This is a genomic window from Treponema bryantii (genome assembly GCF_036492245.1).
Lineage (GTDB): Bacteria > Spirochaetota > Spirochaetia > Treponematales > Treponemataceae > Treponema_D > Treponema_D bryantii_C.
In genome coordinates this window covers 1,245,780-1,271,500 of record NZ_AP025286.1, presented here as the reverse complement: position 1 = coordinate 1,271,500, position 25,721 = coordinate 1,245,780, and the positions used below count along the sequence as shown (strand labels likewise).

Genomic DNA, 25,721 nt, shown 5'->3' with positions numbered 1-25,721 from the left:
TTATTTAGCCTCCTTCTTTGCTACAATCTTATCTTTGAGCTGTCCAATCAAACTCTTAACAACTGGAGAACCTGCAACAACAATTAAAATAATTACGATTGCTTTATAAGCTTTTACCGCTGTAGAAGAAACCTTCATAGCATACAGGGTAATTGTGAGTGCCTGAATAATATAAGCACCAAGGATAGATCCTGAAAGCTTAAACTTTCCACCGCCAAGTGAGTTACCACCAATAGCAACTGCAAGAATGGCATCCATTTCAATATCAAGAAGGATTGTTTCGTGGTTGATAACTCCGATTCGGCAAACATTCATTGCACCGGCCATTGTTACACAGATACCAAGAATTACAAAAACAACCATCTTCATCATTACAGGATTTATACCGTTTAATCTTGCAGCACGTTCATTTATACCTACAGCCTGAATATAAAGACTGAGTGTAGTCTTTTTCAGAAGCAGATTTATCAACACTATGAAAATTACGACCACAATAATTGGAGTCGGAATTGCAATGTGTGGAATAAAGTTTCCGATATAGGTAATGATTGGAGCTTCAACGTTTGGTGTTGCACCTCCGTTAATCCAGTATGCTACAGGACGACCTGCAGTAAACAGAATCAAAGATGCAATCATCGGCTGAATATTGAACTTTGCAATCAGTAAGCCGTTGAACAGACAGAAGATAACAGCAACAACACATGCAATAATAAGTCCTGCAAATATTGTTCCACCATTTATTCCCCATGCTTTGAGGATTTTTACGAATACTGAACCTGCAATAGCAGCAGATGCACCAATGGAAATATCCTGTCCTTTAGCAGCTGAAGTTACAAGTGTCATTCCAATTGAAAGAATAACAAGCTCAGAAGCTCCGTTCAGAATACTGATTAAGTTACCTGAAAGAACTGTATTTCCAAGATTATTCTTCATTATATCAATAGAGAAGAAACCTGGATCCCGGATAAGATTGAATACAACCAGTACAATTAATGCAACCAGCGGAATTGCCAGCTGTGATGCAAAAAGTTTCTTTATTTGATTTAAAACTTTATTAGCCATTTTGTGCCTTACCTCCCGCAATAGTCTGCATAATTACATCCTGACGCAAAAGATCATCCTTAAGCTCACCTACAATCTTGCGGTCGCGCATAACGATAAGTCTCTGGCATACAGAAAGCATCTCTTCAATCTCCGAAGAAATAAAGGTAACGCTTACACCTTCTTCTGCAAGTTTAAGCACAAGCTTCTGAATTTCAATTTTTGTACCTACGTCAATACCACGAGTTGGTTCATCAAGAATCAGATATTGTGGATGAGTCAAAAGCCAGCGGGCAAGAATAACTTTCTGCTGATTACCACCCGAAAGTGACTTAATAGGAGTTTCTTTAGATGCAGTTTTTATTTCGAGCATTTCAATAAACTCATCTGCAAGCTTTTCCTGCTCTGCTCTAGAAATAGGTTTTGTAAAGCCGTTAAGAACCTGAAGAGCAAGAATAATATTTTCACGAACTGAAAGATCCTGAATAATTCCGTCTCCCTTGCGGTCTTCCGGAAGATATCCGATTCCAGCTTTCATTGCATCTTTAGGCTGATTGATTTTTATATCGCGGCCGTTTACCTTTACCTTACCACCGGTTACACGGTCTGCAGCAAAGATTGCACGAACACTTTCACTTCGGCCAGAACCAAGAAGTCCTGTAAAGCCGTTAACCTCCCCCTTGTTAATAAGGAAGTCAAACGGCCGAACACCTTCAGAACTTGCAAGGCCTTCTGCCTCATAAACAACCTCTCCAGCTCCTGTGTAAGGGCGTTTCTGATTTTTGAGGTTTGTCATGTCTTCCATATCTTTACCGAGCATGGCAGAAATCAGTTTTACTCTTGGCAAATCTGCAATTGTATATTCACCAACAAGTTCACCGTTACGAAGAACAGTAATCTTATCACAAACTTCATAAACCTGTTCAAGGAAGTGAGTAATAAAGATGATTCCTACTCCACGCTTCTTAAGATCACGCATAAGTGTAAACAAAAGTTCAACTTCGCGGTCATCAAGAGAAGAAGTTGGTTCGTCAAGAATCAGAACCTTACAATCCATATCAACAGCACGTGCAATTGCTACCATCTGCTGAATGGCAATAGAACAGGTACCAAGCTGCTGAGTAGCTTTTGCCGGAATGTTTAATTTTTCAAGAAGTTCTGTAGCTTTCTTTTCCTGGGCACGGTGATTAACAAATTTGTAGTTACCGCGTCCTATATACATATTCTCTGCCACCGTAAGATTAGGACAGAGAGTTATTTCCTGATATACTGTAGCAATACCCAGATTTTGGGCATCCTGAGGAGAACGAATTGTAACAGGACCTTCTATTCCTGCAATTCTGATTTCTCCGGAGTCTTTTTCATATACACCGGTCAGAACCTTTACCAGAGTTGATTTTCCGGCACCGTTCTCTCCCATAAGCGCGTGAATTTCGCCTTCACGCAGAGTAAAGTCAACATTTTGAAGAGCCTTTACTCCAGGGAATTCTTTATAAATTCCACGTGCACTTAAAACTATTTTTTCTTCCATAAATAATCCCACGTTTTAAAAAAAACGGCGTAAAATATGGATTACACACTTTACGCCGTATCAAACTCTTTACAAGTAATGTTTGATATTAGTCACCAAGACCGTACTTATCGATATCAGCCTTTGTGATTGTCTTAGCATCGAATCCTTTTTCTTCATTGATGATTTTCTTTGAAGGAACTTTGCCAGTCTTAATCATGTTTTCGATTACTGTAGCCTGGAATGGAGAACACTGTCCGTCATAGTTCCAGTTTCCAGCGAGCAATTCGCGGAGAGCCCACTTGTTGCAGTCGAATCCCATTACAATTACATCACCCTTTACACCGTGTGTAATACCAGCAGCATCGAGAGCAGCAACAGCACCCTTAGCCATATCGTCGTTTTCAGCATAGATTACGTTGAACTTTTCTTTTGAGTTGATAACTGATTCAACAATCTTCTTTGCTTCATCAGCACTCCAGTTACCTGTCTGCTGAACAACTTTCTTCATTGTACCTGCAGCAAATTCCTTGTCCAAAGCACCTGTACGTCCGAGCTGAGCGTCAGATCCCATTACACCCTGAATATGAATTACATTGTATTCCTTAAGTTTCTGATTCTTGAGCCATGAAACAGCTGTTTCACCTTCTTTAGCCATATCTGAAACTACAGCAGCTTCATAAAGATTGTCTTTTGCTGAAACCATGCGGTCGAACAAGAATACTTTGATACCAGCTTTCTGTGCTGCTTTAAGAGTTTTATCCCAACCATCTGTAGCAGCAGCAGAAAGAAGAATATAGTCTACGCCGTCTGTAATAAACTGTGCAGCAGCATTCAACTGCTCTTCATTCTTCAAGCTGTAGAAAGTCTTTACATCATAACCTTTAGCTGCAGTAAATACAGTTTCCATGTCTTTTACGTTAGCAGCGCGGTATCCTGATTCTGAAGGTGGGTTGTTAATGATACCAATCTTAATTTTTCCATCACCAGCTTTTGCCTTCTTTTTTGGAGCGGCAAACAATGATGCAACACACATAAGTGCTACAGCAACAATAACGCTTTTTTTCATCTAATTTTTCCTCCTATAGATGCTTTTTTCTTATAGAATCATAGTAAGCCCGGAATTTGGATTTTTGAATGAAGAATTTTAAGAATTTTATTTGAAAATTTTAGGATATTTTTTGATTTTTTTCAGATGAAAGGATAAACGGAGGAAATTTTATTAAAAAAAGTTAGATTTTTTACGAAAAACAGTGTAAAAAAAACACAGTCGGCAAGCATAGCTTGCCTCTGTGGCATTTTTTTGATGAACCTAAAGCAACCCTTTTGGCTTGCTTTTTAACGGTTCTTTGATTTTAGCCATTATGACAAATACGAGTCTGACACTCTTTGTAGATAGCTGCTGTCTGAGCAACAACATCAGCAGGAATTTCCTTAATGTTAGGATCTCCAGCCAGGTTGTTAGCCTTGAGCCAGTCACGAACAAACTGCTTGTCGTAGCTTGCAGGACTTCCGCCTACTTCATACTTAGAAGCATCCCAGAAGCGTGAACTGTCTGGAGTAAGAACTTCATCACCAAGAACAAGGTCGCCGTTCTCATCAAGACCAAACTCAAATTTAGTATCAGCAATGATAATTCCGTTTGCCTTAGCGTGCTCGTAGCACTTCTTATAGATAGCAAGAGCAGCCTGTTCAATCTTAGTACCAAGCTCTTCGCCAAGATCATCTTTCATGTACTGAAGAGTAACGTTGATGTCATGACCTTCAGCAGCCTTAGTAGAAGGAGTTACGATTGGCTCGTCGAGCTTTTCAGCCTCTTTGTATTCCTTATCAAACTTGTGACCAAGGAATGGCTCGCCCTTCTTGTAAGCTTCGTACATAGAACCAAACATATATCCGCGAACAATTACTTCATAAGGAATCATCTTAAGTTTCTTTACGAGAATTGTACGGCCTTCAAATTCCGGCTTCTGGAATTCAGCAGGCATGTCTTTGAGATCACTTGAAATCATGTGATTCTTAACAATGTCTTTTGTGTAGTCGAACCAGAAGTTAGCAAGAGCGTTGAGCACCTTACCCTTGTCTGTAATCATTGTTGGCAGAATAACATCAAATGCAGAAATTCTGTCAGTTGTAACAATTACCATGCGTCCATCTTCAAGGTCATAAACCTCGCGAACCTTACCGGAAATAATTTTTTTCATTTTTTTCCTCTTATAAATCTATTTACTCAGCAAACCGCCGAATTGAATGCCAAATCGTGAACAAAGCACATTATACTGATTTTCTTCCTCAGTGTCACGAAAACCGGTGATAAACAATGAGGGAGAGGACGACCCCTTAGGGAGCGGCCCTGCGTCAGCAGGGTAAAAACAGTCCGGTGGACTGTTTTTAGCGAGTCTTGGCGAAGGCTGTGCCTGAGCCGCCGCGAGCAATTGTAAAGAATGTCTCACAACACCATCAACCGAATCAACAACCTTAATATCCGGCTCACAAGCAGCTTCAAAGACATCAGTAAAATTCAAAAAGTGAGTACAGCCAAGAATTACCGCATCACAATCTTCCTTACGGAAGAAATCCACCGCAGGCTTAATAGCCGCAAGACATTCCTCACGGCTGGCAGTAAATGCATTATGTTCAATAAAAGAAACAAGTTCACCGTCACCACGGGTAACAAGTACACAGTCACCGGCAAATTTTTCTTTGAGTTCTAAATTATAAGGATTTTCACAGGTAGCCTTTGTGGCCAGCAGACCAATGCGACGCTTTTTAGAAACACTGGCCGCAAGTTTAATAGCAGGAACAGTGCCTACAAACTGAATATCAGAAAACTTTGCACGCAGTTCATCCAGAGCATTTACACTCATAGTATTACAGGCAACAACAATCACCTTAGGAGCAAACTGAGTGCGGATTTTTCCCACAAGCTCAAGCACACATTCTACAACCTGCTCATGAGATTTTTCTCCATATGGAAAGTTCGCAGTATCTGCAACATACACACACGAAGATTCAGGCTTATTTTCCAGAAGCTTCATCATATATGGAATCCCACCCACGCCACTGTCTATAAACACAAAGTCAGTCATAATTATCCAGTTTGAATTCCTCACAGAGGGCACAGAGCAAAAAGAGAAAAAGTTTTCTCTTTTTGCTCTGTACCCTCTGTGAGAAACTATTTAAAAAGGGCATCAAAAGCAGCTCTTGCTGCATCAGATTTTGATGTAACCTCACCTTTTGTGATTTTTGTTGATGCACGGAAATAATCACAGAAATTACCGCGTTCCTTATCGCTTACAAACTCAGCAGAACTTTCACGGCAGTCGTTATGGGCTCCACTTTCGTAAAACTCACACGCCTTACATACATGTAAATCAGCATGACAGAGCGGACATTCATCCCCACGAACAGGCTTTTCAACAGAAATTTCTTTATGGCATTTCCAGCAAATCATAATTATATAGTATCATTTTTTACAACTTTCTACTATAATAAAATTATGTTCACGCAGAATAAGTGCCTCGTACATTACTGCCGAAACCTCGCAATTTCAACCTTCGATGAAGATGGCAATCTCACCGATGACAAAAACTACTGTCTGGATCACATTCCAGACCCGGGAAAGTTTAAGGCAGATATTTACAAATACATTTCTGAACATGATAAAATTGTTGGCCTTAATGTCTGCGGACTTCTTTTTTCTAACATTGATATTTCAAATAAAAAGTTTTACGGCTGTACCTTTACAAACTGTACCTTTAATAATATCAGTTCAAGTAATGTAGTGTTCCGCATGTGTATTTTTGATTTTGCAATTTTCAACGACTGTAGTTTTATCAAAAGTAATTCACTCTTTACATCTTTTTCTGGTGCAACCTTTACCCATACACTCTTTACTTCCAGTGATATCATTCAGAGCAATTTCAACGGAATCAAAGCCTATCAGTCTTCATTTGATGACTCAGACCTTTTTAATTCCCGCTTTATTGCCTCTACCCTTATAGACACATCTTTCAGAAACTGTAACTTAAAGAAATCTCTCTTTTATGATTCAAAAAGAACAAACGTTTCTTTCAAGATGTCTAATACCCGAGAAGCTCTTTTCACTCCAGAAGGAAAAGCTCTTTCAGAAAATGACATGTCATTTGGAAACTCAATTGTAGATGGAGGCAGCTTATGAAAGTTTACTTCCATCTGAATATAGGTGGTTTTTCAAACTGTTACATTGTTGTAAATGAAAAGACCTCTGAGGCAATCATTATTGACCCTGGTAAAATTACAGAAGAAATAATTTCACGTATCGAAAATAATCATCTTAAGCTTGTAGCAGTTTTGATTACCCACAACCACGGCTCACATGCAGGCGGACTTCACACTCTCAGAAAAATCTATTCACCTAAAATTCTTGCAGCAGACTGGGAAGTTGCAGGAGAAGAAACAACTGTAATATCCGGCGACGGTACACTGCGTCTTGCCAAGATGATTGTAAAATATATGTCCGTACCGGGACACACATCTGACTCTGTTGTTTACCAGATTGGAAACATTCTTTTTACAGGGGATATTCTTTCGGCTGGTGAAATCGGAAGTACAAACTCAAGTTACTCTGAATATATCTTAAAATCAAATATCGAAAAAAAGATTTTCTCTCAGCAGGATAATGTGATTCTTATGCCAGGTCACGGACCACCGACAACACTCGGAGCTGTAAAAGCCTTTACTGCAGACTTCAAGAAAATGATCCAGAGTCCGCAGAATGATCGTGTCAGAAATTAACGGTTAACCAGTGCAATATTTCCACACACGATTCCGTACTTATCAAATACAAAATCATTTAATGCGTTGGCCGCATCTTCAAAACCGCGGCCTTCTGTTTTTCTGACATAGGAAGCAAGTTCTGGTGTAAAATCAATTACAGTTCCCCGGTTAGCAAGATGCACAAAGTATTTAGAAACCTCAGAAAGCTTCTGCTGCATTATGTATGCCATAAACTCGTTATGCATAAGATATTCATCATTAATGTCATAACCAAGACTTGGCTGAGATTTAAAGTAGTCTATAAGGAATTCGAGCGAAGTTGGATCAAAAGTATAATAAACAGCAGAAACAAAATTTCGGAATTCAGCATCACGGAAGAAGATTGTATGCCAGCCTTCATGAGCAAGGAGATTTGTACGGCTCCAGAGCGGAGTTTCACGGGAAATTGAAACAAGACCGCCCTCATTTGCCTTAACATAAAGACCATCACTTTCAAAAAGCTTATTGTGAATAAGAATACGTTTTAAAAGAAGCTCTTCTTCGTTTAACTGAAAACCGATTTCTGTAGCCTTGTTGAAAAATCTTGCCATACTTTCTGCACTGTAATCATGAGCATTGTAGCCGTGCATGTCGCCGAGTTCTTCATTTGTAAGCAGCCGGCCTTTATACCCCTGCTTCTCAACGAAAAAGGCCATTCGTCTGAAAAGTTTATCCTGAACTTCGTAATTACGTGTATCAAAGAAAAGAATCTGAGGGAATCTGTCCCACTCAAAAAGTTCATAATCTGCAGTACGCCACTGAGAAGTTTTATAATTCAAAATTAAGCCGGGATCAGTTCTAACAGGATCAAGAACTTCGTCTCCTGCAATACTGGTTCCACGCATTATAAGAGATTCAACACATTCTGAATTATCTGTAAATTCAACACGGGAAAAAGGAGTATTAAGAGCGCCCGTTGGAATTATAAGTTCACGTGCAGCTTCAACATTATTCAGATAGAGCTTTTCACCACCAACATTCATCTGAACTCTAACAGAGTGTTCACGTGTAGTTTTATTTTCCGGATTATCAGAAAGCAATACTCTAAACTCCGGCATAGACTGTTTATTATTGCTCTGAACAGGGAATACCATTGAACTGCCTGAAAAATCAAAACTTTTGTTTGTAAAATCAATTACACCACCGTTGCAGGCAAAACCGACAAATGGAATTTCAGCTTTATAATCAAAACCAATTTCTGCAGGAACAACAATTGCAGCAATTACACGGCAGCGAACAGTTGAAAAAACAAAGAATCCTTCCGGTGTAAATTTTTCTATATTATCATTTTTCTGAACAGCAAAAGATACATCAAAAAGTTCCGGAGCATTCTTTTCATCTGCCTGAATCTGAATACGTCTTGTATCCGGATACTTTTTCTTTATAAACTTGCCTTCAATAGTAAAATCATCTTTACCAAGAAAACCATATCGAAGAACAGTCTGGTTGTCTGAATCCATAAGTTCCTTCTGTTTTCTTGTAGGCATCATTTGAAGACAGATTGTTAATGCAACAGAGCCCTGTTCATTATATGTTTTATAGAAATACTCTTTCTGTGCTTTTGTAAATTTAAAATTCGCATAGCCGTCATTCACAGTTCCCTTAGTAGCTGCTGAATCAAGAGAATAAAGATTTGTAGTTACACCGCCCGGGCCAACGAGCTTTACTGCAGATTTATTTTTATTCACTAAAAGGATAATACCGGCAGTAATATCAAGAAGCAAAAAAACTACAAGCGCTACAACAAGGCTTTTCTGTATTTTAGTCAAAGATGTAAACTTAGGCATTTTCATATTTAAAACTATACCAAATTATTAAAAAAAGTTATACTCCCCGTATGGCAGTGGTAATTTTACATCCAACAGAAGAATTAAAACTGATTAAATTTCAAAAAGAACTGATTTCAGACCTGTTTACTGAAGGTCGTATTTTACTCGCTGCCAGACCTCTGTGGATTGAAATTGGTAGTGATTCCGTTACTTACAAAGAACTGCCATCTCTTAATATCAGAAGTATTGATTTCGGAGAACTCGAAATATCCGATAAAGAGATTTATATTCCAGTCATAATAAGCACAGAAAACGAACAAATAGCTTCCAAACTATCGTTAGTTAGTATTTATAGCGGCAACACATTCTCTGATTCCGACCGCACCATTATCAGACAAAAAAAACAGCCGGTAAGACAACTTAAGATCTTCCGGCTGGGTAACGAGAAGGAACTAAGTTCCGTCTCAAAATGTATAACTGAATCTAAGTGGTGTAAATTACATTACCCCACTACCACGGTCAAGTGATGTGAGACCAGTTCTTACGTACTCAAGTATTCCATATGGCTCGAGAAGGCGCAAAAGGCTTTCTACCTTTTCTTCGCTTCCAGTAATCTCAATAATCACAGACTCAAGGCTTACATCTACAATGCGAGCTTTGTAAATATCTGCAGTTTCAATAATTGTTCCGCGGTTGCTTGCTTCGGCTTTTACCTTAATAAGCGACATTTCGCGCTGTACGGATCTTGAAGTCTCGCACTTTTTAATTGCAATAACTTCCTGCAATTTTGCAAGCTGCTTCTGAATCTGGTCTAAGATATATTCATCGCCGGTAACAACAATAGTCATACGGCTCTGCTCAGGCTTGTCTGTAGCACAAACTGTGAGCGAATCGATATTGTAACCACGACGACTGAACAGACCGGAAACACGGCTGAGTACACCGGTTTTGTTTTCTACTAAAACACTTAATACATATTTTTCCATATTGAACTCCCCGTCATTGCGAGGACGTAGTCCGAAGCAATGACGATGCAGATTTATCTTTCAGGGTTAAAGCTTACAGTTCTAAGGATATCTCCAAATACACCGGCAGCTGTTACGCCTGCACCGGCACCATATCCGCGGACAGTCAAAGGAATTGGCTGATAGCGTTCTGTGTAGAATACGAAGGCGTTTTCTCCACCCTTTACGCTGTACAGAGGATCATCCTGTCCAACTTCCATCATACCAACGCTAACCTTTCCGTCTTTGATTGTGGCACCCATGCGGAGTACCTTACCCTTCTTCTTAAGGTCTGCAATCTTCTTTGCAAAGTAATCATCAACTTCTGGAAGCTTCTTCAAGAACTCTTCAACAGTTCCGCTTGAATCAAAGTTGTCCGGGAATACCTTGAACATCTGAATATCAGAAAGTTCAATATCGTAACCAGACTCGCGGGCGATGATAAGTCCCTTGCGGGCAACGTCCATTCCGTTCAAGTCATCGCGTGGGTCCGGCTCAGTATAGCGAAGTTCTTTTGCTTCAAGAACAGCCTTACTGAATGGAACACCTTCGTCAAGTTTTCCGAAAATGTATGAAAGAGAACCAGACATAATTCCGTTGAAGCTTTCAAGCTTATCACCGGATTTATAAAGGTTCTGCAAAGTATCAATAATAGGAAGTCCTGCACCAACGTTTGTCTCATAAAGGAAGCGGCGGTGCATCTTGTTAGCAGTTCTACGAAGCTCATGATAGAACTTAATGTCCATAGAGTTAGCACGCTTGTTTGGTGTTGCAATGCTCATGCCTGCGTTCAAGATGTCGAGGTAGCGTTCAGGCAAATCATAAGATGCTGTACAATCTACGAATACAGGATTAAGAGGTTTCTTCTCGCGGACAAACTTAATGATATCATCAACATTCTGATTTGAGTTGAATGGGAAGTCAGGCTTTTTCATCTGGTCGCGCCAGTTAGAAAGATCGAGTCCGTCTTCATTCAAAAGCATACCGTCGATAGTTGTAATACAGAGAACCTTGATATCAACATTTTCTTTAAGGAGTTTTTCTCTCTGATCGCGAATCTGGTCGATCATTGTTCCACCAATTGTTCCGGCACCGAAAGCAAATACTTCGATTGTCTGAGCTGTGTGGAAGAAGAACTGATGAACCGCACGAACGGCTGTATCAGCATATTCATTTTCGATAACTGCAGAAATACAGCGCTCTGAACTACCCTGAGCAATTGCAAGAATATTGATATCCTGACTTGAAAGAGCGTTGAGGAATTTTCCTGCAACACCGCGGTTAGCAATCATACCGTCGCCTACAACCGAAACAATTGCGCAGTCCTTGCGAACATCAATTGCATCAATAAGCTTTTCGCGGATTTCAAGCTCAAACTTTGCTTCAAGAGCATCTTTTACAATGTCTGCCTCGCTGTCGCGTACACAGAAAGAAATTGTATATTCAGAAGAAGACTGAGTAATCAAAAGAATAGAAGAACCGGCAGAAGAAACTGCAGAGAAAATCTTACTTGCCATGCTAGTGCGGCCACGCATAAGAGAACCGCCCACGCTGATCATACTTACGTGCTTCAAAGAAGAAATACCACAAATGCTTGATTTACCGCGGCTTTCAAATGGTCCCTGACCAATGCGTGTACCACGAGCACTTGGATTATGGCTGTTCAAGCTCCATGCTTCAATTCCCTTTGCCTGAAGTGGTGCAATTGTTTTTGGATGAAGTACTTTAGAACCAAAGAATGAAAGTTCCATAGCTTCTTCGTAAGACATATCGTCTACGAGAATTGCATCTTTTACAACGCGTGGATCTGCAGTATAAACACCGTCTACGTCTGTCCAGAACTCTACGCGTTTAGCACGAAGTGACGCACCAATAATTGCTGCAGAGAAGTCTGAACCGTTACGACCGAGAAGTCCCATAACAGGCTTTGTTCCAGAACCTCCGTTGAATGTACAGATAAAGCCTGGGAACAAAAGAATGCGAGTCTGCTGAGGAGAAGCGCCATCACGGAATGGAGCGCAGGCTTCGTTACATGCAGAATAATCAGCTTCACCCTCTTTCTGATTTCCAGTTGTGAATACGAATTTTCTTGAATCAAGGAAGATTACGCTCTGCTTTTTTGCGAGAAGAACGTTTTCCATAATTGGAGCTGAGAGAAGTTCTCCCATACCCATGATGCGGCAGTGAACTGTGTCAGGACACTCGCCGAAAGATACACAGCCAGCAAGGAGCTTTTCGAGCTCTCCAAAATTCGGCTCAATCTTAGCCATTGTTTTTTCTGCATCAAAACCAGGAAGCTTTGACTGAAGTTCAAGACAGATTTCATTGTGAGTGTTGCGAATGTCGTTTACGTAATTTGTTCCGGAAATGCCGGATACACAAGCATCGATTGCAGCCTGAAGAGTGTTAGAAACGCCGGCTGCTGCGCTAACTACAACACTAAGTCTGTCTTCTTTTGCGCGGTTGATAATAATGTCCGCAGAAGCAAGAATACGTCGGGCATTAGCCATCGACGTTCCACCGAATTTGAGAGTAATCATAGATACCACCTTGCCAAAGTCCGCAATTTCCCCGAATATCCGGGCGAGCGCTCCGCTGCACGTTCGTACAACGACACGTCGGAAATCAGCTATGTAAAATTATAATGTTCTTTCTATAATATTGAATTGCAGAAGGAATGGCAATTACCTCATTCTTATATCAGTAATTGCACACTGATCACCCGTAAGGGCAACATAGATCAAATTATTCTCATCAAGAATTGTAGTTGTATTTTTGATATTTATACCATAATTTTCTGTGTGAAATACAACAGTCTTATCTTTTTTCTGGAATTCAATTTCGCAGTCAAAACCAGCTTTATTAAAGTTTTTCCATTCACTCCAGTCCTGGAACGCTGATTTTTTATTCATTGAAAAATGATTTTCAGCATAATCATTTGAACCGTTATCTTCTCCATCCAGTTTAATGAATGCATATTCACGATAGCCCGGGCCACCAACCTTTCCATCTTCTGAATAAAACAATACAATCGATGGACAGTGCCATACAAACGAAGATTCCGGAAAACTCATAGTATGAAAAGCTAAAGTCATATTTTCCTTAATTTTAATTCCATCTGTATAAACACCGCATGGACTGTTTATCTGAATATTTGGAATATCAGCCTCAATTCTATCTATATAACTTACCTTTTCAGAAATACGTGGAATATCATTTTCGCCATACTGTTTATCGGTTTCTTCAACCTTAATGTCACTTAGCTGACAATTTTCACCGGTAAGACCAATATATACAGATTTAGAACTGTCAGAAAGTGCAATAATAACACTTACTATTTTGTTTTCAGTCTCTAAATCAAGTTTCAGGTGATCTTCATATCTTCCAGATATTATTGTATACAGCCCTTCCGGATTATTCCATTTATCAGAACCATTTTTTTCTTTTACCTTAACTTCTATGTTTCGGGCATTCGTACTGATTGAATGGCCGTCAAACCAGAGTTCACCGTATTCAACATAGCGATATGATTCTATAAGTTTTTCTGTTTCATAAACATGTTTATCAAAAGAATCAAAAATCACTAATGAAGGAGCACTAAAAGTTGCTTCCGTTTCATTCTCTTTTAGAATCTTACTTTTAAAACTGATTTTAGTGATGTTACGGGAAACAGGAATTCCAAGTGAAACATTTTCACGATAATTACTGCATGAAAGTTCAGTTTCAAGTTTATCTTCGGTTGCAGAAATCTGACCAAAAGTCTGAATATCCATAAGATGAACCATTACCTTTGAAAAATGCGGATCAAATTTCGCACCAGCTTCCTTTAGGAATTCTTCACGTATTACAACATTAGGAATCGCTTTTCTTTCTTTATTTTCTTCGGTATAAAAACACCAGGCATCTGCAACAGCAACAATACGAGCAATTTCAGGAATTTCATCTCCAACAAGTCCAGACTTATTATCTTTTCCATCATATCTGTCTTTACAATAACGGGCAGTTTCAGCAAGGTATGGATAATCTTTTATACCATTAAGAACCTCGTCACTTGCAACCTTATGTAAAAGTGCTGCATAGTAAACCTCTTCACACTCATCCTTGCTCTTTCCGCTTTCTTCTGCAATCTTTCTTGCAATATCTGCAGCCTTCTTTGCTTTCCCCTTTGATTTTGCATCACACTCTTCGACTGCTTTTGTAAAAGCTTCTGCGGTCTGTCCGAACAAGTCTTTCATCATTCTCTGTTCTGCTTTTAAAGAAAACAATTCGAGATTATGTGCTCTGATAACTTCATCGTTAATATCAAGATAAGTAAAAAAGTACATTGTGATGGATGACATAACAATGGCCATATTAACAATTGAAAGACCATAAGTAAAAATCTGAATTATTCCCACAACAATCGGCACGACAATATAGATGAACATAGCCATATAAATAAAACGGCTGAAAGATTTTCTATATTTGAGAATTACTGAAAGCTGAATTATTGGGCAAACTACTGGAACTATATAACAGATTAAGAAAAATGAGCCACGGAAATATACATTCTTTTCGGTGAAGGAATAATAACCGCCCGTAAAAAGATTTATTACAACTAAAAGAATCTCAACAATAGTAGCAATTTTGACAACTGTAAGTCTTTTAAAGTGGACTCTAATTTTCTGGCTTGCCAGTAAATCTTCCAGATAATAATTAAAACAAAGTACAATTCCCGAAGTCAGAGAAAAAACTAAAAAGTTAGAAAGCCTTGTCATTACATAGCCAAAGCTGGAATTATCTCCATTATAAATATATGTAAGACGGTCAAAACCAATAAGGCCTGCAGCAATCAATTCCAGAACAATAAGAATCCACTTTCTTCTTTTTGGAAGGAATCTTGTAATAAGAAGCATAAATGCCATTAGCATACAAATTGCAGTAAGAATGAGCATAATGTTCATCTGATGATTTCTTATAAAATCAAACATAATTACGACTCCTCAATGGCACTAAGCTTATCTTTAAATGAAGTATATACTTTTAGAAGATCATCTGTATGAGAGGCGATATATATTTTATCATCTTTATCACAAGCCTCTTCAAGTTTTGCAGCAAGCTGAAGCAGAGTATCAGCTCCTATAATATAAGCAGAGTTCTTAATCATTTGAATCTTTGCTTTATAAACTTCAAAATCTCCTTTCATATAGGCATTTTCTATATTCTGCGCATTTTCGTCGATTGTTTCATAGAAAAGTTGTATTCCTCGGATAAAACCACTTACACCGACAGAATTCTTAACACCTTCTTCAACAGAAATTCCTTCAACATCTTTCATCCAGTTTAACATAACCGGAAATTCAGTTAAGGCTTCTGAAAAATAACCTTTTGGGGGCTGCTGCATCATCTGTTCCGGAAGATTTCGCATTATGATTCGTTCCAGAAGAAGACTGTCTATAGGTGTATAAAGACAGCCCTTATAGCCCATATCTTTATATTTCTGTTCACCTGTAAATGTATTTTCTGTAATTATATAAACTGGAAGATCTGGATTTTTCTCCCTGATTTTTCCAATAAAATCCTCTTCCAGATTTAGAATAAGCTTCTGATCTATAAATGCAATATTAAAGAAACTCTTTCTCAGTTTTTCAAGGCTATCCTCAGCATTAGATGCAGTTGTAACAAAAACCTTTGTTGCTTTTAAGAGATTTTTGATTATTTCAAGATTCATCTGATTTTCATCTGCAACAAGAATATCAGCATCAGGAGCAATAAACTCAGGAATATAAGGACCTTTTATATTAGCTTCTTCATTCTGTTCATTGAAAACTCCAAGTGGTGTTGAATCAATGATTTTTTGATTAAGAGTAAAAATAAACTCAGAGCCCTGACCATATACACTATGGCATACGAGTTCTCCGCTCATCAGTTCTGCAAATTTCTTTGAGATTCTCAGTCCAAGATTTTTATGCTGATCGTCTGAAGCAACAAAGAGCTGATCCAGATTTTCAGTTTTAATTCCAATTCCAGTATCTTTTACAGAAAAACAAAGACTGCATTCTGAATCATTTCTGGAAACAAGTGAAAGCTTAAATTCTATGCTGCCCTTCTCTGTGTATTCTATGGCATTTGATAGCAATTTAAACATTACCTGCCTGATTTTTCCTAAATCTCCATAAAGACGCTTCGGGAGCATTTCATCAATTTTGATATCAATTTTTAAACCTTTATCTGCAATAATAGATCGGAGTGGATCAATGATTGAATACAACATTCCCTGTACTTCATATTCACTTTGAACAAGTTCCATTTTTCCAGTTTCAATTTTTGTCATTTCAAGAACATCGGTCACAAAAGTTAGAAGAGACTGTGAAGCACCCCTTATACCGAAAGCGTAATTCATAATCGATATAAAATAGCCTCTAGGAACGTTAGTAAAATCCTCACGCATAATCATCTCATTCATTCCCATAATGGTATTTATAGGAGTAAGGATTTCCTGAGACATATTTGAAAGGAAGCGGGATTTTGCCATATTTGCACGTTCTGCTTCTTCTTTTGCAAGACGGACTTCTGCATACTGATGTCTTATAACTGTTGATTTCATAAGACGCCATACAATAAGACCGATTATAATTGTTCCCAAAGCAAGAATGAAGATTCTGAAAACCCAGAGTTCTCCAAGCATTGGCTTTTTTACAATAGCAAAAGTCCGTGAAGAAAGAACATCTGTTTTATTATCATCAAGAATCTGAACATGCAGATTATAATTTCCGTATGCGAGTCTTGTATATTCCAGAGAAGTTAAAGCATTTCGCTGTGCAGTAATACCATCATCAAAATGACCTTCAAGGAATACCCGTACATAAGGATTTTCAAGAGAGTAATCCAAAACAGATACATTAAGCTTAACGCGTCCGTGAGATGGTGGCAGAGTAAAACTTCCGTCTGCGTTAGGCAAGATTCTCTGATTCTCACAATAAATAGAATTCAGTGCAATTTTAATATTTGTTTTTGCATCATAGAAATGATTCAGATTAACAAAAACAACACCTTCTCTTCCTGCAATATAAAGATTTCCAGATTCATCATAGGCACTATAGGAATTTCCTGTTATTGAATATGGAAGTCCGTTAGCAATTGTAAAAATTCTATAATCCTTTATATAGTCATAAAACAGATTGTCTGCATTAATCGCAAAAACACCATAAGATGAAAGGATCCATGCTTCATCCTTGTCGTTAAAATGAATATCATAATTATTGTTATATGGCATACTTGAAATAGTTTTTATTGAACCATTTCGAAGACATTCAATTGAATTAGAAGTAATAATCCAGTAAACATCTCTCTCTTCATCTTTTTTAATTTTCATTATGACATCGCTCGAAAGACCTTCATTGCGGCCAATTTTAGAGATGCCGTCTTTTCCAATTATATAAATTCCATCACCATCACTGCCGCAATAAACAGAACCATCATCACCTTCTGCGACTGTAATAAATTCCGTATTTCTGATTCCCTGTTCTGTTCCATAGGTAGCCAAAACTTTGCCATCTTTAATAACTGCAAGCCCGCTGTTTGTTCCTGCCAGAATCCTTCCATCAGAAGCTGCACTTAAACATCGGATTTGATTACTTAAAAGACCGTTTGCAGTTGTATAAGAAATTATTGTACCATCTTTTTTCTGACATACTATTCCAAGATTATTTGTATATGTCGCAACCCAGATATTTTCATTCTTATCTGTAATAATACAGCGTATACGGGCAGTGCCTATATATTCAGTAAGTTTATTATTAACAGGAGTTGTATTTTTAAGAATCTGAAGCCCACGGTCAGTTCCTATATAAAGTAAACCATTATGAAGACAGGTTGCATTTACAGTTTCTTTTGGAAGCTGAGCCTGTTCAGAAAGATCAACAAAATTATTCGTAACAAGTTTCATTACTCCCTGAGTTGAAGAAGCCATCCAGATATTACCCTGATAATCTGAAGTTGACATTTCTATATTATGATTCATGGGAATATTAGAAGGAATCTTAAACTGATTTTTCTTATCAAGATAACCAATAGTTGAAGTAGAAGATATCCAGACTCGTCCACAGTCATAACTAAGCCAGTGAATATTTTCCAAAGGTGATACATTGATTTTTGTCATGAACTCAGCTTTGTTACCGAATCCACCATAGTAAATATAACTTGATTCTGTTCCATAATATAAGTTTCCAGGAACTACAGGATCAGCCATAATCGTGGTTATCTTTTCAATTCCAAGTTCTGCACTTGAATAGATGTTTGTAACCGCGCAGTTATTGATAATAAAAATAAGTCCATTTTTTGTCTGGCCGTAGATATTTCCACGTGAATCAGAATCCAGTTTCAGGATTCTTTCTTCATCTAAAACTTCATTAGAAAGCGTTGTCAACTGGCCGATTGCATCTACATACGCAAGCCCCGAAGTTGTACCAATAAAAATATTACCTTCAAGATCTTCTGCAAAAGTTCTAATTGAAGAAGATGGCAGCCCTTCTCTAAAGGTATAATGCCGCATCTTTTCACCGTCTATAACTACAACACCATTATCATTGGTTCCAACCCATATTCTGTGCCTGCTGTCTTCAAATAAAACACGACCGCTTGTCAGTCCATTAACTGGAGGCAGTCTTTCAAAGACAGAACCATCATAGCGGATTACGCCTGCATAACCACAAATCCATACATAACCATCTGTGGAGCCAAGAATATAGTTTGCATCTGAAGTTGGAAGTCCGTTTGTTGCATTATATATTTCACAGGTATATCCGGTCTGTACAATCTGTCCTGTAACTGCATAACCGCCGCCTATTTTATGACTTTCAACGGCAGATAATTTCAATGTTCCTGTTAATGCAAAAATAACTAAAAGCGAGAATTTTAGAGATTTCTTGATTTTTGCCTTAATCATTTTTGCCGTCACAAATTACCTCTTTAATAAACCACAGAACTATATTTCTTTAAAATCATCTTTACTTCTGGCAGTGCATCCATAAACACTTCTATACATTTTGCATCAAACTGAGTTCCTGCACCTTCCTGAAGAATCTCCAGAGCCTTTTCAATTGGAAAGGCAGGTTTATAAACACGCGGAGAAGTAAGCGCATCAAAAACATCTGCAACAGCCATAATACGCGCAGAAAGCGGAATTACCTCACCGTGAAGTTTTTCTGGATAGCCTTTTCCATCCCATCTCTCATGATGATAAGCTGCCATATTACGGGCTTCTTTCAAATAGTTTTCACCCTGAACAGAGCTGATTGCATTTTCAAGAAGAATCTTACCTGCAGTTGTATGACTTTTCATAATCTCAAATTCTTCATCAGTAAGTTTTCCAGGCTTATTCAAAACTCCATCTGGAATATTGATTTTTCCAACATCATGAAGCGGAGCCGAACGTACAACATCAGAAATAAATTTAGGTGTAATTTTCTGAGCATAGTAGCCTTTCTTTTTTAAACCTTCTACGATGATTCTTACATAGGCAGCCGTTTTCTGAACGTGAGCACCAGTATCAGAATCGCGGCTTTCTACCATATCCGCCATTGTAATAATCAGGCCATCCTGCATCTTAAGAGTTGAATCCGAAAGATGTCTGATATCACGCATCTGCTCTGCCTGATTAAGTGTCATCTTACAGATAGCCTTGTAAAGTTTTTCAACCTCGTCCTCAGTATGAATATCAAGAGAGCGGATAATCCTTACATTTTCATCAAGTTTTTCCTGATCTTCACCAGACATAGCAAAACGTTCAAGACAAGAAGTCATGGTACTTATAGGAATTGAAGTGTATACTCCGGTTTTCCATAAAGCAAAGGCTACAATTAAAATAAAGAAACCTGCCATTGTCAGGATAATTTTCATAAAGAATACAAACATATAATCTGCTATGTATTGAAGAGAAACATCTGCTCCAACATAGCATTTCATATTTCCCAGGCTATCAGTTACAGGGTAATAAACTGTAAGCAGCCAGCCCCAGGCATCGTTTGTTTCTATAGGACCAACAAGTTTTCCTTCTGCAAGATCCATAAGATATGGTTCAAAAGGTTCCTCAAAAGGAATGACTTCTCCCGGGTAATATGGAGGTTCTGCATCTTCATCAACTATGCTTGTATCTACATCAAAAATAAATCTGCCGTTCATACCTTCAGGCTTCACAACATAAAGGTAAGAAATATCAGATGCACACATCCACAATTTTGAAAGGAGTTCAGCAGTTTCATTATACCCTTCTGCATCTCTTCCATATTTTATATAATCATCAAGTTTATCAAGATCAATAATTGATGCGGCAGTTTTCACTGTACTCCAGGCACTTTCTGTTTTTTTAGCTTTTTCATTTTGAGAATAAATACGAAGGCCAGTCCATCCTGTAAGAATCATTACCATGAAGGAAGACAGAACTAAAGTATGAGTTGTTCTGGAACGCAGAGAACGTTTTACAGTTCTGCGCATGCTTTTTAATTCTTTTAATTCCTGTTCAGACAGAGGCCTCTGTAACCATGCGCCTAAAGAATAAATACTGAGTTTTTCCTGTGGTATAACTTTCACAAGAATCATTACCAGTAAACACGATATTCCTTTATCTGCTATCTGAAGTAAAAAGTTAACAAGTATAAAAGAAATCAGATATGGAAAATTTGCAGCAGAAGAAAATGAATGTGCCGTCTGAGAAACAACAGACTGCTGTCCCTGCACCAATATAATAAATTGAATCAATGAAACCGCAATTGCAGAAAAAACTGAAAGAGCAAGAGCAAAAAGAATTGTCTTTCCAAATTTCTTAAAGGAATGTTTCTGTAAGAACCAGACTGTAAAGATTGCTATCAGAGCATTAAAGAAGGCAAGGTAAAGAGCAGCCTCATTAAAAATAGAACATACAACATTTGAAATTACAGCCGTCAGAATTCCCAGCAAAAGCATACCGCTTAAAGCTGAAACAACTATTGTACCAACAGTATCGAGAATCAGAGGTAATCCAAGTTTGAACATCAGGAATGACAGCAGAACATTTATTAAGGTTCCTGTTGCTACAAGTGCAAACTGGCGAATGCGAAAAATTAGTAATTTATGCGCAGAACTGTCTAACTGATATCTCACCGATGTATAACCTCTCAATAATTATAAGGCCACTTTAGTTTTTCTTCCAGTTAAAAAAATAAAGGCAACATGATTTATTAAACCATATTGCCTTATTGTTTTTTTATTTTATATAAAACTATTTCAATAAGCCTTCCAGTTCTTCAAGAAGCATAATCTTGAGTCCACGTTTTTCAATTTTCTTAACATGTTCTGGATTCGGCATTGAAATAAAAACTGCATTTCCGCTTGCTGTAAGATGCTCACCGGTAACTCCACCGTTATCATAAATCTTTTTAACAAGCTCAAAAGCGTAATCTACATCACGAAGAATTTTATTGTCCAGTTCGAAACGCTCACCTAGCACTGTCTTAAAATGAGGCATCGGTGATTTTTTCCCATAAAGTCTCTTGATTTTTTCTGTCATCTCACGGCGGTAAGCTCGCTCAGCTGCCTGTTCAAGAATCTGCTCATTTGAAACAAAACAGTTTTTTCCTTCAGGACTTGAAATGATTTCTTCAACACTCTGCCCTGTTCGCATACATTCAGCTTTAAGGCAAAGCATTGTCATAATTGCATCATCTTCAGATTTATGGCTCTGATATTTTGCTACGTTTACTCCAAACTCCTGAGCCCATTCAACAAGCTTCTGCTTCTTTTCATATTTTCGTTCAAGATATCGTTCAAGATCAAAAGCACGGAATTGAATATAAGGAATATCATAACGCTCGCAGGCATCATTTACAAAACCAACATCATTTGAAACTGCAAAGCCTGCAATATAACGATTGCCGGTTGTAAACAGTTTTTTGATATCCTTATAGTAGCTTTCAAAATTAGGTTTAATCCGGAAATAATCCTTAGAGTATGCGAGCTTACAATCCCCTTTACCGGAAAGCAGGTACCAGTCGAAATCACACTCTGGATTCATTACAACATCTTCACTTTCAATGATATTCAAATCATCATCACAGATAACATAACCAAGCGAACAGATTTTACCAACACCATCAAAGGTATTCGCACATTCACAATCAAAAAAAACAAAACTCTTGTGGTTCATTCTTCTATTATATAGGTTTTAAGTTGGAGGTGCTAGGTGTCTTATTTTATTCCTTAATCTTTACTTCTATCATTTCAGTATGATTATCAGAAAAGTGTGCAATAACACAATAACAATGTCCGGTTTTTATTTCATCTACAGGAATAACATAACGTCTTGGAGAATGATCTTCGCTTGAAAAATTAAATCTTTTTTCACCAATATGCTCTCTAAAATATTCCCACTCTTTTGCAGTCCAGTTTTTACATACATCATAGGATTCATCTGTTACAACTGTATGTACAAAAACAGGCTCATCTGAACTAATGGCTACAGAAGTTTTAGAATTTCCATTTGGAATAAGCAAATCATACAATCTTTCACGTTGTGTCTGAATACCTGTATAGAAAATTCCGCCTGAAGTATAATAGTAATTATATTCACTAGTCGAATGATCTGTTGAAGTTAAAAGTACAAAAGAATCTTTTGGAAGTATTAAGTTAGTTCCACTAAATTCAAAATAACCGTTATCTTGATCTATTGAATAAAAGTCCCTGGTAACTGATAAAGCAATTGTATTATTAATCCAATAATCATCGTTTGTAAGGGTATAAACATATATATACTTTGTTTTACTTGTTTTTTCGTAATCACTCATATAACGGGAATTTATTGGACAACTGGTTAATGTAGCCGTTACTTTATTTGAATTTCCATTAATTTCCTGCGTTTGAATTGTATCAAAACTCTTTGGCTCATAAAGTCCATCAGGTATATAAAAACTTGCCTTTTCGAATGCAACATTACCATTTACATCATAAGATTCGTATGGAAAGTAATACCATACATCATTCTTTTGTGTATTATTAATTATTTCCCAATATGGTATTATCTTAGAAAAATTATTCTGCTGATTTAATTCAATTGCATCATCTCCCAAATAAATAACAGCACGCTCTGGAGAAGCACCACCTTCATATTTGATATATACCTGATAAAATTCATAAGTACCTCGTTGGGTTAGAACAGTAGGTGCTGTAAAGTCATACTTTATGTTTTCCTGCGCATTAAAACATTCTATATTTATAGAACCTATACCACCTAATAAATTATTCTCAGTAATTCCATAGAAAGTTAGTGATTGAGATTGGTAAGATAATCTTGTATCAATACTGAAAACATATTCCGTACTACCATATTCAATAACAGCATCAGAACCATATGATTTTTTTACAAGAATAGATTTGTATAAATCCCATTCTGATTCATCTATATGTAATATTAAATCATAATAATCCCAATCCTCAACTGATTTTGGAATATGTCGTTTTATATCTTTTTCTCGGTCAAACTGTATATTAATTGTATTATTTCCAACTGAAATTTCATTTTTTTCCATTTCAATTTTCAATAAATCTCCATAAAGATTATGTGCAACTTTAGGAACTGCATAGTAAGTACAATTCCTATCTAACGAAATGGATGTATAAGTTTCACAACCATATATCCGAGTAATTGCATTATCTGAATCTTCTCTAAATAAATCAAATTCATAACCTTCACTTTGAACATATAAAAACTCAGCTAAACGGATATCTGGATCTTCTGTGGATTCTTTTAAGGAATATAAAGAAAGACAAGGCAATATAACTGCTGTTTGAGAAATATTACCGATATCATCCTTTACTATAAGAGTAAAGCTGTATATATTCCGCTCTTTCAAATCATTTAAAGGTAATTCCCAGATTGACTCATCTTCATTAAAAGAAAAATCTCTTTGTTCTTCTTGACCTGTCTCATTAATATATTTTATAGAAGGAAGAAATAAATGACCTGTTAAAAAAACACTTTTATACAACTTTTCTTTAACACCATCAGAAATCATTGCATGATCATCATAATAAGATATTTCTTCTGATTCATATACATATAAAATGCTGATATTATCTTCATAATTTGAAATATCATAAAAATCATTAAAATCCATTGATTTCTTCTTATTCATATAAGCATTAAAGTCAACTTCAATTTTCCCACGATTCTTAATTACAGAAAGAATTTGTTCTTCGGCTTCATTATCACAGGCATCAAAAACCTGAACTTTTAATAATACTGCCCCATTTTTTGGATTATCATCATCGCCCTGTAGTGTATATTTAATACAAAAACGGGTATATCCATCTGCATCAATCCAGAAATTTTCCAGAGAATTTCCTTCACTATTTATATTGAACCTTGTATATTCAACTGGCTGTATTTCAGGATCATTCACTACTTCACCTTCTTCATTATTTGTACGCTGTTCTGTAATAATAACATTTTTAATTCCTGAATCTTTATCATAATAACGACCATAAATATACACTGTACCGCCAGTTCTATTTTGTCTGATTTCATCCCGTGATAAATACTTTTCTGTTTTATTAGCAAATTTTTCCAGTTGATTAATCTTTTCTATCGAATCAGTATTATCCTGTGTTAATGGAGTTCTGGTTACAAAGAAATCTTTTACATCAGGTTTAACATTTTCTTTTTGAGGAACATATCTAACTGAAAAATTTGAATTATTATTCTGTTGCAAATACAGTATTGTATTTTCTTTACAAACAGAAACTGTTTCAGCGAATGAAATACCAATATCCAGAAACGCAGCATTCAGGCTAACTATATAATTCAGCAAATCCTGAGTTTTGGGCATTATTGTAATAGTCTGATTATTGTTACTAAGAACAGGTGTTTCAAAATATTCAGAAAGACTGATTTGTAAACCATAGTGTGATATAAACAGTTTTTCAGATGAGATAATATCATCTTCCATTGGCATATTGAAATTGATTACTATAGGTATATTAGTAAGATTCTGTGCAATTGGAGATGAAGGTTCGTGCAAAGTAACAGATGGTAACTGAAAGCACACTGGTCTAATCAATATATCATCCTGCTTTTTTACAATTTCTACATCAACTGTATAAATCCCTTTTTTTTCATCTGCTATAGAATTAACAGGAGTAAATTTTACACAGTCTGCACGACTTATTGAAGGATTTGTTTTGCATACAGCTTCCAGACTGTGATATTGATATTCATCAGAATCTAATGAAAACTGCAGTTTTTGACTATAACCAAGTCTAAATTCTTTTTCACCTGAAGAAATAAAATAACCAATGGTCTCATCAGCTTTTACCAGAACTGTACAGACAGGTGCATTTTTATAAGCGATAGCTTCAGTAATATCTTCTTTTATGTTCTGATTATCAAGGAAGTTTTCACAGGAAGAAAATAAAACAAGCAATAAAAAAATATATAAAAGACGTTGTTTCATCTAAAACTCCTTTTATTCTTAAAATATTATTACATAGCTATAGTTATATGTCAAAAAGAAGAACTTATTTATATTTAACTTGCTGTATTAAGATGTTGTAGTTATACTAACAAAAATATACAAATTATGAGGTAAAAAA

At 36.9% G+C, this 25,721-nt stretch carries 17 protein-coding genes; 3 read left to right on the top strand and 14 right to left on the bottom strand.

Annotation, left to right across the window (positions count from 1 at the left end; genetic code table 11):
* The 6 genes from AABJ44_RS05760 to AABJ44_RS05735 all read right to left on the bottom strand — a co-directional run bounded on the left by AABJ44_RS05760 (position 1) and on the right by AABJ44_RS05735 (position 6,005).
* Entirely contained in the window at positions 1 to 1,062 is a 1,062-nt protein-coding gene (locus AABJ44_RS05760) for an ABC transporter permease (RefSeq protein WP_338370966.1), read from the bottom strand.
* Positions 1,055 to 2,572, bottom strand: a complete 1,518-nt coding sequence (locus AABJ44_RS05755) for a sugar ABC transporter ATP-binding protein (protein WP_074644638.1) — start codon at positions 2,570 to 2,572, stop codon at positions 1,055 to 1,057. Before AABJ44_RS05755 ends, AABJ44_RS05760 begins: the two co-directional genes overlap by 8 nt.
* A gap of 88 nt (positions 2,573 to 2,660) precedes the next feature.
* Positions 2,661 to 3,620, bottom strand: a complete 960-nt coding sequence (locus AABJ44_RS05750) for a substrate-binding domain-containing protein (RefSeq protein ID WP_338370965.1) — start codon at positions 3,618 to 3,620, stop codon at positions 2,661 to 2,663.
* Between the two features lie 286 nt (positions 3,621 to 3,906).
* Positions 3,907 to 4,755: a phosphoribosylaminoimidazolesuccinocarboxamide synthase gene (locus AABJ44_RS05745; protein ID WP_338370964.1), complete on the bottom strand. Its 849-nt coding sequence runs from the start codon at positions 4,753 to 4,755 to the stop codon at positions 3,907 to 3,909.
* Positions 4,756 to 4,773: 18 nt separating this feature from the next.
* Positions 4,774 to 5,640 (bottom strand): glutamate racemase, encoded by an 867-nt coding sequence (murI, locus tag AABJ44_RS05740; protein WP_338370963.1) that lies wholly within the window; start codon positions 5,638 to 5,640, stop codon positions 4,774 to 4,776.
* 86 nt (positions 5,641 to 5,726) lie between these two features.
* Positions 5,727 to 6,005, bottom strand: a complete 279-nt coding sequence (locus AABJ44_RS05735) for a hypothetical protein (RefSeq protein WP_338370962.1) — start codon at positions 6,003 to 6,005, stop codon at positions 5,727 to 5,729.
* A 45-nt stretch (positions 6,006 to 6,050) separates the two neighbouring features.
* On the opposite strand from AABJ44_RS05735, the gene AABJ44_RS05730 reads away from it, so the two are divergent.
* Positions 6,051 to 6,731 carry a pentapeptide repeat-containing protein gene (locus AABJ44_RS05730; RefSeq protein ID WP_074644730.1) on the top strand — a complete coding sequence of 227 codons (681 nt, stop codon included), beginning with the start codon at positions 6,051 to 6,053 and terminating at the stop codon, positions 6,729 to 6,731.
* Positions 6,728 to 7,327, top strand: a complete 600-nt coding sequence (locus AABJ44_RS05725; protein WP_338370961.1) for an MBL fold metallo-hydrolase — start codon at positions 6,728 to 6,730, stop codon at positions 7,325 to 7,327. Before AABJ44_RS05730 ends, AABJ44_RS05725 begins: the two co-directional genes overlap by 4 nt.
* Here AABJ44_RS05725 and AABJ44_RS05720 read toward each other — a convergent pair.
* Entirely contained in the window at positions 7,324 to 9,135 is a 1,812-nt protein-coding gene (locus AABJ44_RS05720) for a hypothetical protein (RefSeq protein ID WP_338370960.1), read from the bottom strand. The two genes, AABJ44_RS05725 and AABJ44_RS05720, sit on opposite strands and share 4 nt — an antisense overlap.
* Before the next feature lie 50 nt (positions 9,136 to 9,185).
* Here AABJ44_RS05720 and AABJ44_RS05715 point away from each other — a divergent pair, with 50 nt between their 5' ends.
* Positions 9,186 to 9,644, top strand: a complete 459-nt coding sequence (locus AABJ44_RS05715) for a hypothetical protein (RefSeq protein WP_338370959.1) — start codon at positions 9,186 to 9,188, stop codon at positions 9,642 to 9,644.
* Here AABJ44_RS05715 and ilvN read toward each other — a convergent pair.
* The 7 genes from ilvN to AABJ44_RS05680 form a co-directional block, all read right to left on the bottom strand.
* Positions 9,615 to 10,103, bottom strand: a complete 489-nt coding sequence (gene ilvN, locus AABJ44_RS05710; RefSeq protein WP_338370958.1) for an acetolactate synthase small subunit — start codon at positions 10,101 to 10,103, stop codon at positions 9,615 to 9,617. The genes AABJ44_RS05715 and ilvN overlap by 30 nt on opposite strands.
* A 53-nt stretch (positions 10,104 to 10,156) precedes the next feature.
* On the bottom strand, positions 10,157 to 12,661 hold the full coding sequence (gene thrA / locus AABJ44_RS05705) for a bifunctional aspartate kinase/homoserine dehydrogenase I (protein ID WP_338370957.1): 2,505 nt from the start codon (positions 12,659 to 12,661) through the stop codon (positions 10,157 to 10,159).
* A gap of 144 nt (positions 12,662 to 12,805) precedes the next feature.
* Entirely contained in the window at positions 12,806 to 15,091 is a 2,286-nt protein-coding gene (locus AABJ44_RS05700) for an HD-GYP domain-containing protein (protein ID WP_338370956.1), read from the bottom strand.
* Positions 15,092 to 15,093: 2 nt separating this feature from the next.
* Positions 15,094 to 19,059: an ATP-binding protein gene (locus AABJ44_RS05695; RefSeq protein ID WP_338370955.1), complete on the bottom strand. Its 3,966-nt coding sequence runs from the start codon at positions 19,057 to 19,059 to the stop codon at positions 15,094 to 15,096.
* A gap of 11 nt (positions 19,060 to 19,070) precedes the next feature.
* Complete coding sequence (locus AABJ44_RS05690; RefSeq protein WP_338370954.1) at positions 19,071 to 21,239, bottom strand: HD-GYP domain-containing protein; 2,169 nt, start codon at positions 21,237 to 21,239, stop codon at positions 19,071 to 19,073.
* A 118-nt stretch (positions 21,240 to 21,357) separates the two neighbouring features.
* On the bottom strand, positions 21,358 to 22,281 hold the full coding sequence (locus AABJ44_RS05685; RefSeq protein WP_338370953.1) for a 3'-5' exonuclease: 924 nt from the start codon (positions 22,279 to 22,281) through the stop codon (positions 21,358 to 21,360).
* A 46-nt stretch (positions 22,282 to 22,327) separates the two neighbouring features.
* On the bottom strand, positions 22,328 to 25,582 hold the full coding sequence (locus tag AABJ44_RS05680) for a hypothetical protein (protein WP_338370952.1): 3,255 nt from the start codon (positions 25,580 to 25,582) through the stop codon (positions 22,328 to 22,330).
* Positions 25,583 to 25,721 lie beyond the last annotated feature (139 nt).

Excerpts from the sequence above, each read along its gene's own strand:
- AABJ44_RS05760 (WP_338370966.1), bottom strand. The coding sequence starts at position 1,062 with ATGGCTAATAAAGTTTTAAATCAAATAAAGAAACTTTTTGCATCACAG.
- AABJ44_RS05755 (WP_074644638.1), bottom strand. The coding sequence starts at position 2,572 with ATGGAAGAAAAAATAGTTTTAAGTGCACGTGGAATTTATAAAGAATTC.
- AABJ44_RS05750 (WP_338370965.1), bottom strand. The coding sequence starts at position 3,620 with ATGAAAAAAAGCGTTATTGTTGCTGTAGCACTTATGTGTGTTGCATCA.
- AABJ44_RS05745 (WP_338370964.1), bottom strand. The coding sequence starts at position 4,755 with ATGAAAAAAATTATTTCCGGTAAGGTTCGCGAGGTTTATGACCTTGAA.
- murI (WP_338370963.1), bottom strand. The coding sequence starts at position 5,640 with ATGACTGACTTTGTGTTTATAGACAGTGGCGTGGGTGGGATTCCATAT.
- AABJ44_RS05735 (WP_338370962.1), bottom strand. The coding sequence starts at position 6,005 with ATGATTTGCTGGAAATGCCATAAAGAAATTTCTGTTGAAAAGCCTGTT.
- AABJ44_RS05730 (WP_074644730.1), top strand. The coding sequence starts at position 6,051 with ATGTTCACGCAGAATAAGTGCCTCGTACATTACTGCCGAAACCTCGCA.
- AABJ44_RS05725 (WP_338370961.1), top strand. The coding sequence starts at position 6,728 with ATGAAAGTTTACTTCCATCTGAATATAGGTGGTTTTTCAAACTGTTAC.
- AABJ44_RS05720 (WP_338370960.1), bottom strand. The coding sequence starts at position 9,135 with ATGCCTAAGTTTACATCTTTGACTAAAATACAGAAAAGCCTTGTTGTA.
- AABJ44_RS05715 (WP_338370959.1), top strand. The coding sequence starts at position 9,186 with ATGGCAGTGGTAATTTTACATCCAACAGAAGAATTAAAACTGATTAAA.
- ilvN (WP_338370958.1), bottom strand. The coding sequence starts at position 10,103 with ATGGAAAAATATGTATTAAGTGTTTTAGTAGAAAACAAAACCGGTGTA.
- thrA (WP_338370957.1), bottom strand. The coding sequence starts at position 12,661 with ATGATTACTCTCAAATTCGGTGGAACGTCGATGGCTAATGCCCGACGT.
- AABJ44_RS05700 (WP_338370956.1), bottom strand. The coding sequence starts at position 15,091 with ATGTTTGATTTTATAAGAAATCATCAGATGAACATTATGCTCATTCTT.
- AABJ44_RS05685 (WP_338370953.1), bottom strand. The coding sequence starts at position 22,281 with ATGAACCACAAGAGTTTTGTTTTTTTTGATTGTGAATGTGCGAATACC.
- AABJ44_RS05680 (WP_338370952.1), bottom strand. The coding sequence starts at position 25,582 with ATGAAACAACGTCTTTTATATATTTTTTTATTGCTTGTTTTATTTTCT.